Consider the following 15,935-nt stretch of genomic DNA (forward strand, 5'->3'; position numbering starts at 1 on the left):
CGTCTAAGCGAGTAACCTAAACTATAATTTAGGTTACTCTATTTTAATTACAAACGTATAAATTAGAAGCTATATTGGCCACTAAGATAGAATGTACGACCAAAAACATCAGTGTAACGTGGATCATAGCCTACTTGATGTCCTGCGCCTGAACGGCGAAGTGAAAGAGGAGGCTGTTTATCTAATACGTTATTAATACCAAAGGTAATTCGAGCATTCTCGAAACCTAAATAATTTACTTGGTAATCTGCGGTAGAGTAACTAGGTACACGCCTAATGACTTCATCAGAACATACTACAGCATCTGTTGGCTTACCAACACGTACAGTACATGCAGTCCCTTGATTTTGGATTTCATCTTGGTATCCACTTCTAAACTTATAGTTAAGAGTATGGTTAAAATCACCATGAGTCAGTGTATTTGATAATGTTAGTACATTTCTAAATGTTACACCCTCATTAGTTCCAAATCGCCCCATTTGAGTCAACCAATCAGATGGATTTGAGCCATCTGTACCTGGGCTTGTATATCTAGATTCTATGAAATATGTACCATGTAGTTTAGTCGCTAATGAACCAAAAGAAAGTTCATTTAAAACATTTACTGAGTAATCAATACCGCTATTATCTGATTTACCAACATTAACAGACGAACTTAAAATAGCTAACTCGTCAGCCTGAGTAGAAGGATTGTAACGTGTAGTAAATAAATCCGCATATTTAACAGGATCATCAAATATTTGGGCATCACTTAAGCTAGATACTTGATCTTCAATGTTTACTTCCCAGTAATCAAAAGTAAAACCAAATTCTGTTGATGGTGAATATACAAAACCAAGCGTCATTTGTTCTGAGGTTTCTGGTTTAAGATTTGCATTACCTGCAACGAACTTAGCATATTGATTTGAGCCATCTAAACAAAGTTTTGCTAATGGGTGATTTGATTCAGCCAGTTTACAATCATAAGCGCCACCAGTAACACCGAAGTTCACTTTTGGACGACCTAAGCTTAACATAGCTGGAGCTTTAAAGCCTGTGCCAATACTACCACGAAGAAGTACATTATCTGTTGCTTGATATCTAAAGCCAACTTTATAAGTTACATCATCCATTTTTCCAGATATTTTACCTGACGGTAAGTTTTCAGGATTTTCAGCACCACCAATTTCAAAGCGTTTTGCATATCCGTTTGTTTCACCTATTTCATCATAACGCACTGCTACTGACACTTCTAAATCTTCAATAACTGGGATCGCAAGTTCTGTAAACAAACCGATATTGTTACGATCGAAGCCATAGTCTGTGCTTGGATTAGTAAACAAAATCTTTGCAGCTCTGTTAGTTTCTGAAGATTCAGAAGTATAATCAGTTTCTCGGTAATCTAAACCGAACGCTGCATAAACTTCACCTGCTGGTAATTCAAACACAGGCATTGAACCTTTGAAACTAAACGCAAGCATTTCAGTTGTTGATTTGCTCATTGGTCCATTATACATAGTACCAGCAAGTGCGCTTGTCATCTCAGGTGTAACATCATTAGGCAACGCAAAAATATCAATATTACCGCTACTTAGCTGTCCAAGGAACTCATCTGCAAGAGGATAACCTGTTAAGTAATTCTCTTCAGCTGTATTTTTTGAGTAAGTCAAAGATGTATCAAAATCGACTGTATCAAAAAGAGTACCTTCTACTCCTACAACCGCGTGTGTAGCTTTAGATTCCCATTCGCTCGTACGGTTACCACCAGGAAGCGCACGCCAGCGGCCACGTACTTGTGTAACTTGTGCTGCTTCAGCAGGGGTTAAACTTGCATCATCATCTGATAAGCCTGTTAAGTATGGGCTTACATACTCCTTAACTAAATCGCTATCTAATGGTAATAAAAACTCACCTGTAGGATATGGTGCGATACGAATAGTTTGGTTAAATTTAGTATGAGTAAGTTCAGTAAATAGTTTTAAATCATCATTTAATTCAAAATTACCTGTTAGTAATAATGAATCTCTGTCTGATTCTGGATAAATTTCAAGTGTCTTAGTAAAGTCATACCAACAGTGAGCACCGTTTTTTGCAGTATCAACGGGGCAATTTCCGTTTTTTTCAAAGTATGGGTTAAAAGATACATTCTCTACTTCAGGGTTTCCATCCGCATCAAGAACAACATTACCTGTCACAGGATCAACTTTATTATGAAATACTCGTACATTCCCTGGTATTGCATTTGATGATGCTGCAAGTAGGTATTTCTCTGTTCCATTATGGTCAAATGATAAAATACCTGTTTTAGCAAAGTCACGATCTACTGCTGCTAATTGTTCTTTTCTGTCATGACTATATGCAAAAGTGAAATTATATCCATCTTTATCATAATCACCAAAGCCTGTTGATATATTGGCATTCCAAGAAGAGCCACCTGACTCTTGTGGTCTTGTATAGTTTACGTCGATAGTTGTTTCATTTACTTCATCTTTTAGTATGAAGTTAACAACACCTGCAATTGCATCAGAACCATAAATAGCAGAAGCGCCATCTGTAAGGATTTCTACACGCTCAATCATTGCAAGAGGTATTGTATTAAGATCTATTGTAGAACCCGAACCTCTAGGAGCTAAACGTCGACCATTTAGCAAAACTAAAGTGTAAGAAGCACCTAAATCACGGAGTGAAGCAGTTGCAATACCGCCACCGCCACCGCCAACGGAATCCGAAGGCGTTGTGAAACCCTGCATTGAAGGCAAGCTTTGTATTAGATCAGCCACTGATGTAGCACCTGACTGATCAATCGTTGCTCTGTCTACTACTTGAACAGGTAAAGCACCTTCCATATCCGTTCTTTTAATAGCAGAACCGGTAACTTCAATTCGCTCTAGTTTATCTTCATTTTCAGCTGCAAACGAACTTGCAGAAAATGCCGCTGTTGAAGCAGCACCAAAAGCGATCGCAATACGAACAGCCTTTGAAACTTTACTATTTAACATTTGATTCTCCCTGGTCATATTTTTCATATGATTATTAGTATAAAATTCAAACAAAAAAGGAACTTATTACTATTTATAATATCTAAGTACCGAAATTGCTGAAAGAGATACTAATATCAGGGACAGTGTATGGTCAACTGTTATTTAACTTTAAAATCAAAAAATTTACAGTAAAAAAACAAAAGCAGACAGTACACGATTATTGCAACGTATTGCTTACACCCTTTTTATTGATATAAATTATGAGCTCCTGTTAACGAAAGCGAAATATACGGGGGGGCGAATAAAAAACAATAAAAACAATAAAAATCAATGACTAAAAAATTAACTCAATGAACTTGAGGCATAGCATAGTAAGATATGTATAAGAAGGCTAGTGATAATTTATGCTAAAAGGCTCAAATTACGCTTAGTGTCTTTTTAGCGCGTGAACCCTCTTGTTAGTGATGTTAACCAAACAACTGTTTTACTCAAAAAAAGCTAGTTGCTTGGACTCACAATGAAAGCATGGCGAAGTTGTAAAAGTGAATATAAATTTAGCTTCTGCCCCAACTATTTTTATGTAATTTATTTTGCCATCCAACAATAAAAAATTTTATAGAATAAATTTTATTACTTATCTTTTACTTGCTATCCCACTCGACTTCTAACCAACGGAGCATTACGCCTAGCCGGATGATTAAATATACCTAATAACCATTTCCCGTTAATAGTAATTACTTAACCCTAAGTTAACTTAATACAGACTTTCACTCAAAAAGAAAACCATATTGGACTGCGCCATATCAATACCGCTTATAACATAGCCAAAATCTTCGATATCCTTCCAGTCTCGGCAACAATTGAATGGTATAATAGTAAATAATTTATGGGTGACTTTGCCTTCTTTATGAGGATCATTGATTCGAAATATTTAAGTAACGATATCAGATGCATTGATATGCTCCATAAAGAAGGAGTATAAATCAGACTTTTGGATCAAGGTAAACCTTGTTATCTTGCCCTAATCTATTACCAACAAATTAATTTCGCAAACCATTAATATAAAAGTAATAGTAGAGGTGATCTCACCAAAAGTAAGTTACTTTTTATTACAAAAAAGCTTGGCCTCAACATAAGACCAAGCTTTTTAAATAAGTATTATATTTATTAAAAAGTTAAATACTTAGAATTTTTGTGAAATACCTGCAAAGAATTGACGCCCATAAAGTCTATAGTTACTTTCATCAGTATTACCATTAGAAGCCGTTTCAATATATGGAGGTAACTCATTCGATATATTACGAATACCGAATTGGATTGATGTATTTGTATCAAAAGTATATTGGCCAGATAAGTCATGGTATACTTTTGATTCAACTTGAGCTTTGTACCCTTCAAGTTCACCAGCTGCATTGAAGTATGTTAAGTCACTATATTCAAGGCTAGATAAATAATTAGCCGAATATACAACTCGAAGATTATCTAAAGTGTAATTTACATTAACAAGTATTTTATCTTCAAAGTAAGATGTGTCGTTTTCGAAGCGACCAGCTAAATCTTCCAGAATAAATGTAGCAGTTTCCGCATTAAAATTTTCTTCGCCGCGTTCTAGGAAGTGAGTCCACGCAAAGTTCAAACCAATAGAACCCACTGGTAGATCAAAACCATAGTTAATATCTACATCGATACCTTTAGCTGTCATACCTGCTAAGTTTGTTGTTCTGCTATCAACTTGATCTATTGTTCCATCAAATGCGCGAGTTATTTTTGCGCATTGTGAATCAATTAAACCTGTAAAACAACCATTAAGAATATCAGTAGTATCAAGAGACGAAATTTTATCGTCAATGCTAATATCCCAGTAATCGACTGTGATACCTAAGTTATCTACAAAATGAGGAGCCCAAACAAAGCCTATTGTTATCGTTTCTCCACTTTCAGCTTGAATAGCGGTATTTCCACCTACACGAGTACGTATTTGTGAATCAGTACCTGAGTGTCCACCATCTTGAACACCTTGAGATACACAAAGTGATTTACCAGCAGCAGAAAGATCATTCCAGTTTGTTGAACCACAAGGATCTGAAGCTGACTCAAACGAATCAGCTGCCGGTGAATATAAGTTACTTAACGTTGGTTCTCTATAAACCTCAGAATAATTTGCACGCACTTTGAATCCATCAACAATACGCGACTCTAATTTTGCATTCCAAGTAAAGCTTGTTCCAGTAGTGCTGAAATCATCGTAACGTCCACCGACTGTTAAATCTAAAGTTTCAACAACTGTGTCAGATAGTAAAGGGATTAAAAATTCAGCGGTTGCAGCAGTATAATGACGACCTAAACCAGTTAATGGCTTACCAGTGTTACCTGTAACTGCATCAAAGAATTTACCTGAGTCACTAACTTGTTCAAATTCTGTTTGGTAATACTCTAAACCGAAGGCTGCACCAACATAACCAGCAGGTAATTCGAATAGCTCACCAGCAACGTCACCTCGTATTTGGTGGAAGGAATCATTGTATGAATCCCCCAATGGAGCCGTCACATAATCCAGCATCTCTTGTGTTACAGTTCCAGGCCCGCCAAACACATTAAGAGAAACACAACCAGGTATTGGGTTTTCTTCTGTGCCACATACTATATCGCCATCGGCATTTTTGAATGAAGGACCCATGGCGTTTGCTAAGTTTGGTCCATATAATTGACCAAAATCAGTATCGTTTAAACTATTTGCACCATAATTGTAATATACATCATATGTCCATGAATCATTAATATCACCACGAACGCCTATCACATTTTGGAAACGAACATAGTCTTGTTCAAATGAACGTCCACCCTCAAGCATACGGCGACGTGAACGTAATACATCTTCTCCAAATGGGTTATAAAAGTTATCTTTAGAAACACCGTTTACAAGATTCCCACCGGGATCTTTAACCAAATAAGCTGGATCAAAACGCGTGTCATACGGAACTGCCGCAAGCTCCTGTTTTGATTCACGTTTATTTATTCTTGTTTCAGTATATAATGTTACGTCATCAAAAATTTCAAATGAAGTGTCTACAAAAAAGTTAACTACCTCATAAGGTGTTTGCATAAGGTTAACTGGAGCATAATTATAAGTATCGTTGTTTGCACCACCACCTACAAATTCACGCATATCCCCAAGAGCTGGTTTACCATCACCACCCGTTGGGCAGCCTCCATTTGTGAAACTAGTACCAGGCTTGCTTGCCAAATAAAAATTACCACAAGGAACAGAACCTGAGCCAAGAACTATAACGTTAGCGTTATCTGGATCATCAAGCGGTGTTATCAAGCCATTTTCATAGAAACTTTTAGCTTGAGCACCAGAACCTACTTGCCAAGGATATTGAAAAAAATCTACTTCCTTAACATCACCTTGATAAATAGGGTCTTGTTTTGTGTAATCAAAACCAACAGTGATGTGACCACCATCAAACTCTTTACCAGCTACAATTTCAAAGTTTTCTTGTTTACCTGCGCTGAACATATCATACCACGAGGTACTTGCTTTAATTTCAACACCAGTAAATTCTTTTTTAGTAATAACGTTTACTACACCAGCCATTGCTGATGAACCGTAAGTTACAGAAGCGCCATCTTTAAGAATTTCAATTCTTTCAATCATCGCTGATGGGATGTTTTGGAAATCGCTTGAGACTGGCTTACGACCATTTATAAGTACTAGAGTACGAGACGAACCTAAACCACGCAGTTCAACAAAAACACCACCATTACCACCATTGTTGGTGTTTGTCGTAGCTGGTGAACCAGACATTACTGGATTAGATTGAACGAACTCACCAACGTTGCTAATACCCATATCACCGAGGGATTCTCCTGATATTGTTGTAATCGGTGCAACTCCCTCAAGGTCAGTACGACGTAAACGAGAACCTGTTATCTCAATTCTTTCAACTTTCTCGACACCGTCTTTTTTTTCTTCTGCAATTGAGCTTGCAGAAAACACTGCTGTTGATGCAGCACCAAAAGCAATCGCTAAGCGAACAGCTTTTGAAATTTTATTATTTAACATTTGATTCTCCCTGGGACCACTATCTTGTGGTTATTTTTGTTTCGTTTTTGTGAACTATCGAAACATTTAGGTTTCGAACACACAAAGATACTAAACAAAAAAACGAACACTGCCAACATCTGTTTACTTTTATTTAAACTAAAACATCAAAAAAAGGCTGATAATACACATAAAGGGGACAAATGATGTTATTTTAGGGACTATAAACAAGCCAACTCAAACTAAATGTTCTTATTTTGTTACCGTAAAAAACAAATAATCCCTATATGTGAAATTATAAGCCAAGGCTTAATTGCGCTTTTTTTAAACTAATGAAGTCTTGATTAAGGGGAGTTAATATCATTTGAGCAATTGGTTTGATCTGCTTTTCTACGTAGATTGCATAATCAAACTTATGGTCAACGAGATATAATTGAGCACCTGACGTTGTATATACATATTCAACTATTTGACCTTTACTTATCTCAAACTCTGGGTGAGTTGCTTGGTGCTTTTTAACGGCTTGTACTTGGGGGGGGATGTTTTTTTGGTAATCAGCCAAATGCTGACCGAGTTTTTTCCTGTATACGAGTTTATCGTCAAATTCTCCGGCATATAACCGGCTAATGTAGCTTTCAATAATAGGGTGTAACATTGCAACGTTAAAAGTGTCGCTGAATAACGTTTCAAAAAGCTCAGTTTGGAACTCATGTGCTAATTGTGTCCAATCACTGCGCACGGTTTCCATACCTTTAAACACCAGTTTTTTTTCGTCGCCTGTTTGTACTTGACCAACATAGCGTTTTTTTGAACCGGTGGTTTTACCACGTATGGTTGGCATAAAAAATGGGCTATAAAGTGTTTCAAACTCTATTTCCAAATAACTTTGCGTAGCAAAGCGTTGTTTTATAGTATGTTGCCACTTTTCATTAATTGTTATAGCGAGTTGCTTGCCGATTGCTTTACAACCCTGTGGATCAAGTTCATCGGGTAAACTCACAAACGTTGAATCCGTATCGCCATAAATAACCGTGTAACCAAGCTCTTCAATCCATTGCCTGGTAGTTTGCATAATTTCATGACCGCGCAAAGTAATGGAGCTGGATAAGCGTGGATCATAAAACCGGCAACCTTTGGAGCCTAGCACACCGTATAAACTGTTCATGATAATTTTAATCGCTTGTGACAGCATGGGTTGATCTGTGTTTTTTGCGTGTTGCCTTGAGGATGCTAACTTTTTAATTAGGTTTGGCAAATGGTGTTCTGTGCGGGAAAATAACGCCCCCTCAAACCCCGCGATTGCGTTATCAGGATCATCTAAACCACGAATTAACCCCAGAGGGTCAATACAGAAGGTTTGCATAATAGATGGATACAGACTTTTAAAATCAAGCACAATCACATTTTTATAAAGCCCAGGGATTGATTCCATTACAAACCCGCCAGGGCTTTCAAACGATAAGCCATGATCACCTAAGTTCGGTGCAACGTACCCACTGCGATGTAATAAAGGTAAATATAAATTAGTAAACGCAGCGACAGAGCCGCCCATTCGCTCCAATTCAAGCCCTGTTAGTTGCGTACGTACAATAGCAAATTCAATAAGCTTTAACTTTTCAAAGATACGATTAACGAGCACGCAGTCTTGTCGGTTATAGGCTGCGAGTGAGAGTTTATCTTCATTGTATTGACGAATAATTTCACTCAGGCGGTTATCGCTTTGAATTAATTTTTTTTCGCCCAGTATTTTGTGGCTTACATTTGCTAACGAAAAACTATCAAAATGGTAGGTGGCATTTTTTAAAGTATCAATACCATCTATAACGCAGCGACCGGGCAAGGTTAAGCGGGTAAAATGCCCTTTTCTGATCTGTAGTTGTCCATTACCTCGACCAAACAACAATTTAACACCAAGAGCATCCGCGCGCCTATTGAGTACATTAAAATCAAACTCAATGACATTCCAGCCAATAATAATATCAGGGTCAACTTGCTGTATCAGGCTTTTTAACTGATTTAATAAATCGATTTCATCATGGCACCAACAAATTGTTTGTTCACTGTGTTGTGGCTCGCCAACCATAATCACGCAATCAATGCCCTGACCCACTAAGCCAACTGAAAACAATACACCTTCACCACTGCATTCAATATCCAGTGACAGCGTTTTAAACTGTGGAGTATAAGAATCAGCTGCTTTTAGTTGTGCGTTATCAATTTGAATAAAACCGGCTTGCTGAGTCACATCTCCGGTAACCCATACTCCACCACGAATAAAACGCTCCATTAAAAAGCGATCGCTGTGGCGCACATCGCCTTCATATACTGTGATGTGTTCATCTAAAGTGTGGCTTTCAAACAGCTGTTTTGCTTCATATAGCGCGTGTGAGCTTGAAAAATAACAGGCTATGCATTCTTCACCACTGAAATGTTTGATGGAAACATCTTTAAACTCGGCGCTTATATTTTGTTTTAATAGCAAGTGCTGTGCTAAAGCGTGTTGCTTTCTAGGAATAAAAAATACAGCGTGTTGATTTGGTACTAACACTTTTATCGGTCCGTGATCAGAGCTTAGCCAATAGCACAGTGTGATCCCGCAATGGCGACTATACTTGTCTGCAGCATATTGCTGCCTTGAAAGTATAAAGCCTTGATAGATTGCTTGTGTCAATGTTCGATCCCAATTAATATACAGCACTGTAATTATATACATACTTTAGGTTATTCCCCCATGCTTTCTGATGCATTAAAAACGACGATAAGAAAAATTCATAAGCATGTGGCTGATAACCTCAGTGATTATCGCCCTCGAAGCAGTCAAAATTATTTAGTCGCCGAAATAGCCAAAACACTGGCGGGTGAATACCACAAAAAACAGCGCATTTGTGTTATTGAAGCCGGCACGGGTACCGGTAAATCCCTCGCGTATTGTTTAGGGGCATTACCACTGGCGCTTGCACAAAAAAAGAAATTAATTATTTCTACCGCCACCGTTGCACTACAAGAGCAGCTAATAAGTAAAGAGCTGCCATTTTTTAAAAAGCATTCAGGCTTAGATTTTAAATTTGATTTAGTGAAAGGTCGTCAGCGCTATATATGTGCGCATAAACTACATAACGCCATAAATGGTGATAATCAAACACAAATGGAGTTTATGCCAACCCTTGCTTCGCCACTGAGCGCAATGGAAACTAGATGCTTGCAACAATTATACGATGCTTACACCAAGAAAAAGTGGCAAGGCGATCGAGATAGCTGGGCTGATACTATTCCCGACCGCGTTTGGGGATTAATTGCCTGTGATAAACATGCATGCCAACGGCAAATGAAAGCGCACCAAACCTGTCCATTTCAACTCGCCCGCCAGCGCTTAATGCAAATGGATGTGTTAGTAATTAATCATTCATTACTATTGGCTGATCTAGATTTAGGGGGCGGTAAAATTTTACCTGAGCCTGATAGTTCGATTTATGTTATAGATGAAGCGCATCACCTTGCACACATTACTCGCGATTTTTCATCTGCCGCTGCAACAATTAAAGGCACCATTGACTGGCTTGATAAACTCACCAAGTTCAGTGGTAAAATGGCCAAAGTGCTCGTGGGACAAAAAGCCATTGGCCAAAACTTTAAACTGTGCGACAGTATAAATGATGCCAATAAAGACTTAAAAGTCGTGCGTGATATTTTAGATAATGCCGATTTTAACTATTCAAAAGACGATACATACCGCTTTGAGCATGGTGAAATTCCTGAGTCATTACACACTAAAGCCAAAGATATCAGTGAAGCTACGCTCGATGCCCTTCGTTGTTTAAATAAAATGCACGACACCCTGGTGCAAGATGTCAGTGATGGCGATATCAAACCTTATGTTGCCGATCCTATTATAGGTGAAAGCGGCCATTACATAAATCGCTTAGAGCAACTCAATAAACTATGGTACAGCTACGCCACTAAAGGTGAAAGCACGCCGCATGCCCGTTGGATAAAGCGCTTAGAGTACAAAAACCATCACGATCATTTATTAAGCGACTGCCCCATTGAAGTTGGCTACTATTTAAAAGATAAATTATGGAGACAATGCGCTGGCGCTGTTTTATGCTCAGCGACACTGACAGCGCTTGGATCATTTGATCACTTTGCCTATGAAACAGGATTAACTAAAGAAGAAGGCGTAAAATATTTAAAAGTGCCTTCGCCTTTTGATTACCCTAATCAAGCCACGTTACATATTCCAACCTCAAGTATAGAGCCAACTCATAAAGAGTTTAGTGATCATTTAGCTAAGGTATTACCCAATCATTTAAATAAACAACAAGCTAACTTAGTATTGTTTGCGTCTTATTGGCAAATGGATCACGTAGTCAAAGAGTTACGCACTAAAAATCTTGATATTTTAGTCCAAGGTGAAATGTCGCGCGAAGCGCTATTAAAGCAACACACTAAAAATATCGACGCAGGTAAAGGCAGTATTTTGTTTGGCACGCAAAGCTTATCTGAAGGGCTCGACTTGCCGGGTAAATACCTTGAGAATTTAGTGATCACTAAAATTCCATTCGCCGTACCCACCTCCCCGATTGAAGAAGCACAAGCTGAATTTGTACAAAGCAAAGGAGGGAACCCATTTTTATCGATTACCGTGCCTGATGCAGCCAAGAAATTAGTACAAAGCTGTGGTAGACTGCTGCGTAAAGAGAACGATCAGGGACGGATCACCATCCTCGATCGCCGTTTAGTGACCAAGCGCTACGGTAAAGCCATGCTTGATACACTACCACCCTTTAAAAGACAAATTGATTATTAATGTTTGAACTTGCACTTGACCCAACAACCTGGGCACTCCTTTGCGCCGTGGCTCTGGCCGCCGGTTTTATAGACGCAATTGCCGGCGGCGGCGGTATGCTAACTGTACCCGCACTATTAACCGCAGGCCTGCCTCCGCATTTAACATTGGGCACCAATAAACTCGCTGCCAGTTTTGGCTCACTGACCGCCAGTGTCACTTATTTTCGGAAGCAACTATTTAACCCTCGATTTTGGGCCGCATCTATTGTTGCAACTGCTATCGGTGCATTACTTGGTACGCTGATTGTTGATTACCTCAGTATTGAATTTTTAAACAAGTTACTTCCTGTTGTGATAATTATGGTAGCCTGTTACAGCCTATTTGGTAGTTTAAGCACAGTAGAACACAACCAATTACCGCCACTAAATAGAGCGACTAAAATCAAACAATGGCTACAAGGCCTAAGCTTAGGTTTTTTTGATGGATTAGCCGGTCCTGGAGCGGGGACTTTTTGGACAGCATCTAATAGCTTACTCTATAAAATGAGCTTGCTGCTGAATTGTGGTTTAGCGCGTTCAATGAATTTTGTATCAAATTTTGTCTCCCTCATTACTTTTATAGCACTTGGCCATGTTAACTTTTTATTGGGCATCACCATGGGCTTCTTTTTAATGTTAGGTGCATGGATAGGTGCTCATTCAGCCATACGCTTTGGCAGTAAATTTATTCGCCCGGTATTTAATACCGTTGTGATAATCCTAGCGCTAAAACTAATTTATGAGGCGTATTTATAAATGCGTGCAGACTCTTTTGATAAACTTTGCCAGCAAGTAACAACATTAAAGCAACATGCTGAACAATTTGATAAAGCTAAGTTATTCGCTAAAAATAGGTATATGCAGGCACAACCAAGCCTATTTGATCGGGGTGTTTTCACTACAAAAAGCATGAAATTAGTTGATTACGTGCTGGAAATTGAAGATGAAGTAAATAGCCTTCCGCCATTGGAGCGCCGCCATGCCCACAATTATGCGTTAGAGCGTATTGGCAATCAGGTACAAGCAGTATTTAATGTCATTAAATCTACGCCTATTTGGGAAAAAGAAAACAAAAGCACGTATAAGCCCCGCAATAAGCCTGTGAGTAAATCGCCACCTTATCAGCAAGCTGTAAAGCAAATTATGCAGCCTGCCCATGAGTTATACGACGAGCTTAAACAAAATCACGAATTCGAGCGCCGCTTAGTACTGATGGTCGAAGAGTGTAAGCTGCGAATGCAAAATATGGGCCCTGTAAAAGCCAAAGCCATAAACTTGGAGATACTGGCTCTGCACGCGCGCCTTGGTCGTTGTCGCAAAGCCATATCAGCCACCGAAGAAAAAATTCAAATCGTAGAGAAACAGCAACTACGCTAGAGCGTGTTGCCTTTGTAGATTGAAATTTGTTCAATCTAGGAGAAGCAACACACACCATAGGCGCCGCCTTGCCTACATACCAAATAGACTGCTGCAAAATCAATCACGAAAGGTCAACATGACCTAGCACCCGTTCCTTAGCCCTCTTAATAATATAGCGTTTGTCGATTTATCCTGTCGCGTGGTATAAACTGAAGTAGCTGAAATATAAATCTGGAGCAACACTAGTGCGATTACATGACGATATTCATAACTTTTATGAAAAGGTAGTTATAGAGGAAATAATCAAACGCGAGCTCGATAAGCAGTATAACGAAGATGTTATGGCCGACTTTTGCTGCACTGTACTAAACCAGCTTCCACCTCGATATATTCGTTATGATGTAGATATGGCGTTTTATCTACCGCAAGCCGAACGTATACAAATGGAAGAACGCGTAGCCATTGCAATTAACGTTGCCATTGAACAAATAGCAAAAAAAAAGAGTCTGCATGAGTAAAGAGTTAACCCAAGCACCTGTACATGTAAAATTAGCAGTCGACTTAATCATGCTACTAGAAGAGCACAATGTAGCAACTGAAGATGTACTAAAAGCCCTTGAGATCATAAAAAACGACTACGAAAAAAAACTAATTCAATAAGCCAGCATTAAGCTGGCTAACACCTCCTTAGCCCTACTCCCCTTTAAATATAGCAACATACGTAGGTTGGGTGTTTGATTTACTAGCGCGGTACATACCACTTGTATTAAAAGGTAAACTAATATTACCTTTAGTATCAACGATGATCACTCCCCCCGTGCCACCTATTGGTTTTAACACATCATTAATTACTTCATCACCCGCTTGATCAATCGTTTTATTTTGATATTTAACCCGAGCACAAATATCAGCAGCTACATTGTAGCGAATAAAATACTCTCCATGCCCAGTTGCAGATACTGCACACGACTCATTTTCAGCGAAAGTACCAGCACCAATCACTGGCGAATCTCCTATACGACCAAAACGCTTAGCAGTCATACCGCCTGTTGATGTACCTGCAGCTAAATTACCCTTTTTATCAAGTGCGACTGCACCAACAGTGCCCATTTTATAGTTCACAGGTAACGCATGATGTGCGGCTTGATAATTTTTACTCGTTACTTTGGCTTTATCTAACTTTTCTTTTGCTTTTAGCAATGCCTTATAACGGTTCTCTGTATCAAATAAGTTATTCTCTACCAACGGAATACCGTGTTCTTTCGCGAATTCTTCAGCACCTTGACCACTAAGCATTACATGAACTGACTTTTCCATCACCAAACGCGCTAGGTTTATTGGGTTTTCAATGTGCTTTACACCCGCTACAGCGCCCGCTTGACGGCCCCGCCCATCCATAATAGAAGCATCAAGTTCATGGCTACCGTCATATGTATAAACAGCACCGCGCCCAGCATTAAAGTAAGGTGAGTTTTCTAACACATTAATTGCTGCCGTCACCGCATCTAGGCTTTCACCGCCCAGCTCAAGCACCTTATAGCCTGTTTCTACCGCTTCTTGTAGTTTGGCTCGATAGGCCTTTTCTTGCTCTGGGGTAAAACGACTTTTTTCAATTGTGCCTGCGCCGCCATGAATAGCGATAGCAAATGGAGTTGATGTGTTCGCAATTGTACTAATGGAGTGAGTGCTTAAAGCAATGGCTGCCACACTAATAAAAGCATTTAAGAGAGGTAGTTTCATACTGGCCAGTAACATTTAAAATAAGTAATTATAATGTGAATAAATTGGCGATGAATTACAACCTTAACTAGATAAAAGGCACAAAAAAAGCGCCTAAAGGCGCTTTTTCTCAGTTTCGGTGAAATTACGCTTGTTGCGCTTTCAAACGAGCTAAACGTGCTACTTGGTGAGTAGACGTTAAAAATGAGTAAATTGGTGCTAAATAACCACGTTTACGAAGCTCTAAGAAAGCTTCATCACTTAACTCATTCAGTTTTTTCTCATCAATCAGGTAAATACCGTTGATGTCTTTTTTCTCGCCTTTAATATCAACTGTTAGTGTTTGTGCTACTAAAAGCTCTTTATCCGCAAGGTATTTAGTGAATGCTTCAGTTACGTGAGAAAACTCAATAAATGATACTAGCGCTTCTTTACGACGTTTTAAGTAATCAGTTTCTTCGCCGTTTTCAAATAATGCATTACCTTCAGCATCACCCACTAAAGGGCTAGCTTCATCAATAACGATACCGTATTGATCTTCTTCAGGGTGTTTAACTAGACCCAGTGGGTAGCGTGTTGTTGCCATAGGTGCAAACGCTGCAGTCCACTTACCATCTTGTACAAAAAGATTTTCGCCTGGCTCTAAACCAAACATAGCTACGGCCTGAAATTGACCTGTCTCGTTATTTTTAACGAAAGACATTGGGAATTCATTCGCAACTCGTGCAAACTCATGTGCAACTACAGGCACTAAGTGTTGAGTTTTTAAAAATTCTACGTTAATGCCGTTTTGAATTTTAGTGTTGGCATGTTTTTCATTGTGTAAAGGCTGTACTTGTTGCTCCGCCATGTTACTGCTCCGTTATATATAAATTAATTTTTTTGCTGTTAGTACCTAAGGCTAAAGGTTTTGACGGCAAAAAGGAAGTGAAAATTTTGTGGCAATTTGCAACATTTAACCCTATTTGTTAGCAATGCTTAAAAATCAAACTTTTTAGTACTTGAATTCAAATAGTGAGGCCATA

General features: G+C 38.8%; 10 protein-coding genes. 5 read left to right on the top strand and 5 right to left on the bottom strand.

All coding sequences use genetic code 11. The features are described 5' to 3' along the window. Positions 1-62 precede the first annotated feature (62 nt). The 3 genes from HJP15_RS08050 to HJP15_RS08060 form a co-directional block, all read right to left on the bottom strand. Complete coding sequence (locus HJP15_RS08050) at positions 63-2,978, bottom strand: TonB-dependent receptor domain-containing protein (RefSeq protein WP_170173454.1); 2,916 nt, start codon at positions 2,976-2,978, stop codon at positions 63-65. A gap of 1,165 nt (positions 2,979-4,143) precedes the next feature. Further along, positions 4,144-7,026 carry a TonB-dependent receptor domain-containing protein gene (locus tag HJP15_RS08055; RefSeq protein ID WP_170173456.1) on the bottom strand — a complete coding sequence of 961 codons (2,883 nt, stop codon included), beginning with the start codon at positions 7,024-7,026 and terminating at the stop codon, positions 4,144-4,146. 274 nt (positions 7,027-7,300) lie between these two features. Continuing rightward, a complete protein-coding gene (locus HJP15_RS08060; RefSeq protein WP_502706974.1) occupies positions 7,301-9,718 on the bottom strand; it encodes a DNA polymerase II in 2,418 nt (805 codons plus the stop codon). Positions 9,719-9,736: 18 nt separating this feature from the next. Between HJP15_RS08060 and dinG the strand changes: the two genes are divergently transcribed. The 5 genes from dinG (at position 9,737) to HJP15_RS08085 (ending at position 13,851) form a co-directional block, all read left to right on the top strand. Then, the gene (dinG, locus tag HJP15_RS08065) at positions 9,737-11,812 is read left to right on the top strand and encodes an ATP-dependent DNA helicase DinG (protein ID WP_054205460.1); all 2,076 of its coding nucleotides are present in this window, start codon (positions 9,737-9,739) and stop codon (positions 11,810-11,812) included. Beyond that, positions 11,812-12,588, top strand: coding sequence for a TSUP family transporter (locus tag HJP15_RS08070; protein ID WP_054454191.1), 777 nt, complete (start codon positions 11,812-11,814; stop codon positions 12,586-12,588). Before dinG ends, HJP15_RS08070 begins: the two co-directional genes overlap by 1 nt. Beyond that, a complete protein-coding gene (locus HJP15_RS08075) occupies positions 12,589-13,209 on the top strand; it encodes a primosomal replication protein (protein ID WP_170173457.1) in 621 nt (206 codons plus the stop codon). Positions 13,210-13,436: 227 nt separating this feature from the next. Then, complete coding sequence (locus tag HJP15_RS08080) at positions 13,437-13,709, top strand: late competence development ComFB family protein (protein ID WP_169327006.1); 273 nt, start codon at positions 13,437-13,439, stop codon at positions 13,707-13,709. Further along, complete coding sequence (locus HJP15_RS08085) at positions 13,702-13,851, top strand: DUF2496 domain-containing protein (RefSeq protein WP_082379041.1); 150 nt, start codon at positions 13,702-13,704, stop codon at positions 13,849-13,851. Before HJP15_RS08080 ends, HJP15_RS08085 begins: the two co-directional genes overlap by 8 nt. A 33-nt stretch (positions 13,852-13,884) precedes the next feature. Here the strand turns inward: HJP15_RS08085 and HJP15_RS08090 are convergent, their stop codons facing one another. Next, on the bottom strand, positions 13,885-14,931 hold the full coding sequence (locus HJP15_RS08090; protein ID WP_054454187.1) for an isoaspartyl peptidase/L-asparaginase family protein: 1,047 nt from the start codon (positions 14,929-14,931) through the stop codon (positions 13,885-13,887). A gap of 124 nt (positions 14,932-15,055) precedes the next feature. Next, positions 15,056-15,760 (bottom strand): SapC family protein, encoded by a 705-nt coding sequence (locus tag HJP15_RS08095; RefSeq protein ID WP_054454186.1) that lies wholly within the window; start codon positions 15,758-15,760, stop codon positions 15,056-15,058. Between the last annotated feature and the right edge of the window lie 175 nt (positions 15,761-15,935).

It is taken from the genome of Pseudoalteromonas sp. NEC-BIFX-2020_002, assembly GCF_013002825.1.
Classification (GTDB): domain Bacteria; phylum Pseudomonadota; class Gammaproteobacteria; order Enterobacterales; family Alteromonadaceae; genus Pseudoalteromonas; species Pseudoalteromonas neustonica.

Bases quoted from the DNA above. Each gene is read 5' to 3' on its own strand.
- HJP15_RS08050 (WP_170173454.1), bottom strand. From the start codon at position 2,978: ATGTTAAATAGTAAAGTTTCAAAGGCTGTTCGTATTGCGATCGCTTTT.
- HJP15_RS08055 (WP_170173456.1), bottom strand. From the start codon at position 7,026: ATGTTAAATAATAAAATTTCAAAAGCTGTTCGCTTAGCGATTGCTTTT.
- HJP15_RS08060 (WP_502706974.1), bottom strand. From the start codon at position 9,718: ATGTATATAATTACAGTGCTGTATATTAATTGGGATCGAACATTGACA.
- dinG (WP_054205460.1), top strand. From the start codon at position 9,737: ATGCTTTCTGATGCATTAAAAACGACGATAAGAAAAATTCATAAGCAT.
- HJP15_RS08070 (WP_054454191.1), top strand. From the start codon at position 11,812: ATGTTTGAACTTGCACTTGACCCAACAACCTGGGCACTCCTTTGCGCC.
- HJP15_RS08075 (WP_170173457.1), top strand. From the start codon at position 12,589: ATGCGTGCAGACTCTTTTGATAAACTTTGCCAGCAAGTAACAACATTA.
- HJP15_RS08085 (WP_082379041.1), top strand. From the start codon at position 13,702: ATGAGTAAAGAGTTAACCCAAGCACCTGTACATGTAAAATTAGCAGTC.
- HJP15_RS08090 (WP_054454187.1), bottom strand. From the start codon at position 14,931: ATGAAACTACCTCTCTTAAATGCTTTTATTAGTGTGGCAGCCATTGCT.
- HJP15_RS08095 (WP_054454186.1), bottom strand. From the start codon at position 15,760: ATGGCGGAGCAACAAGTACAGCCTTTACACAATGAAAAACATGCCAAC.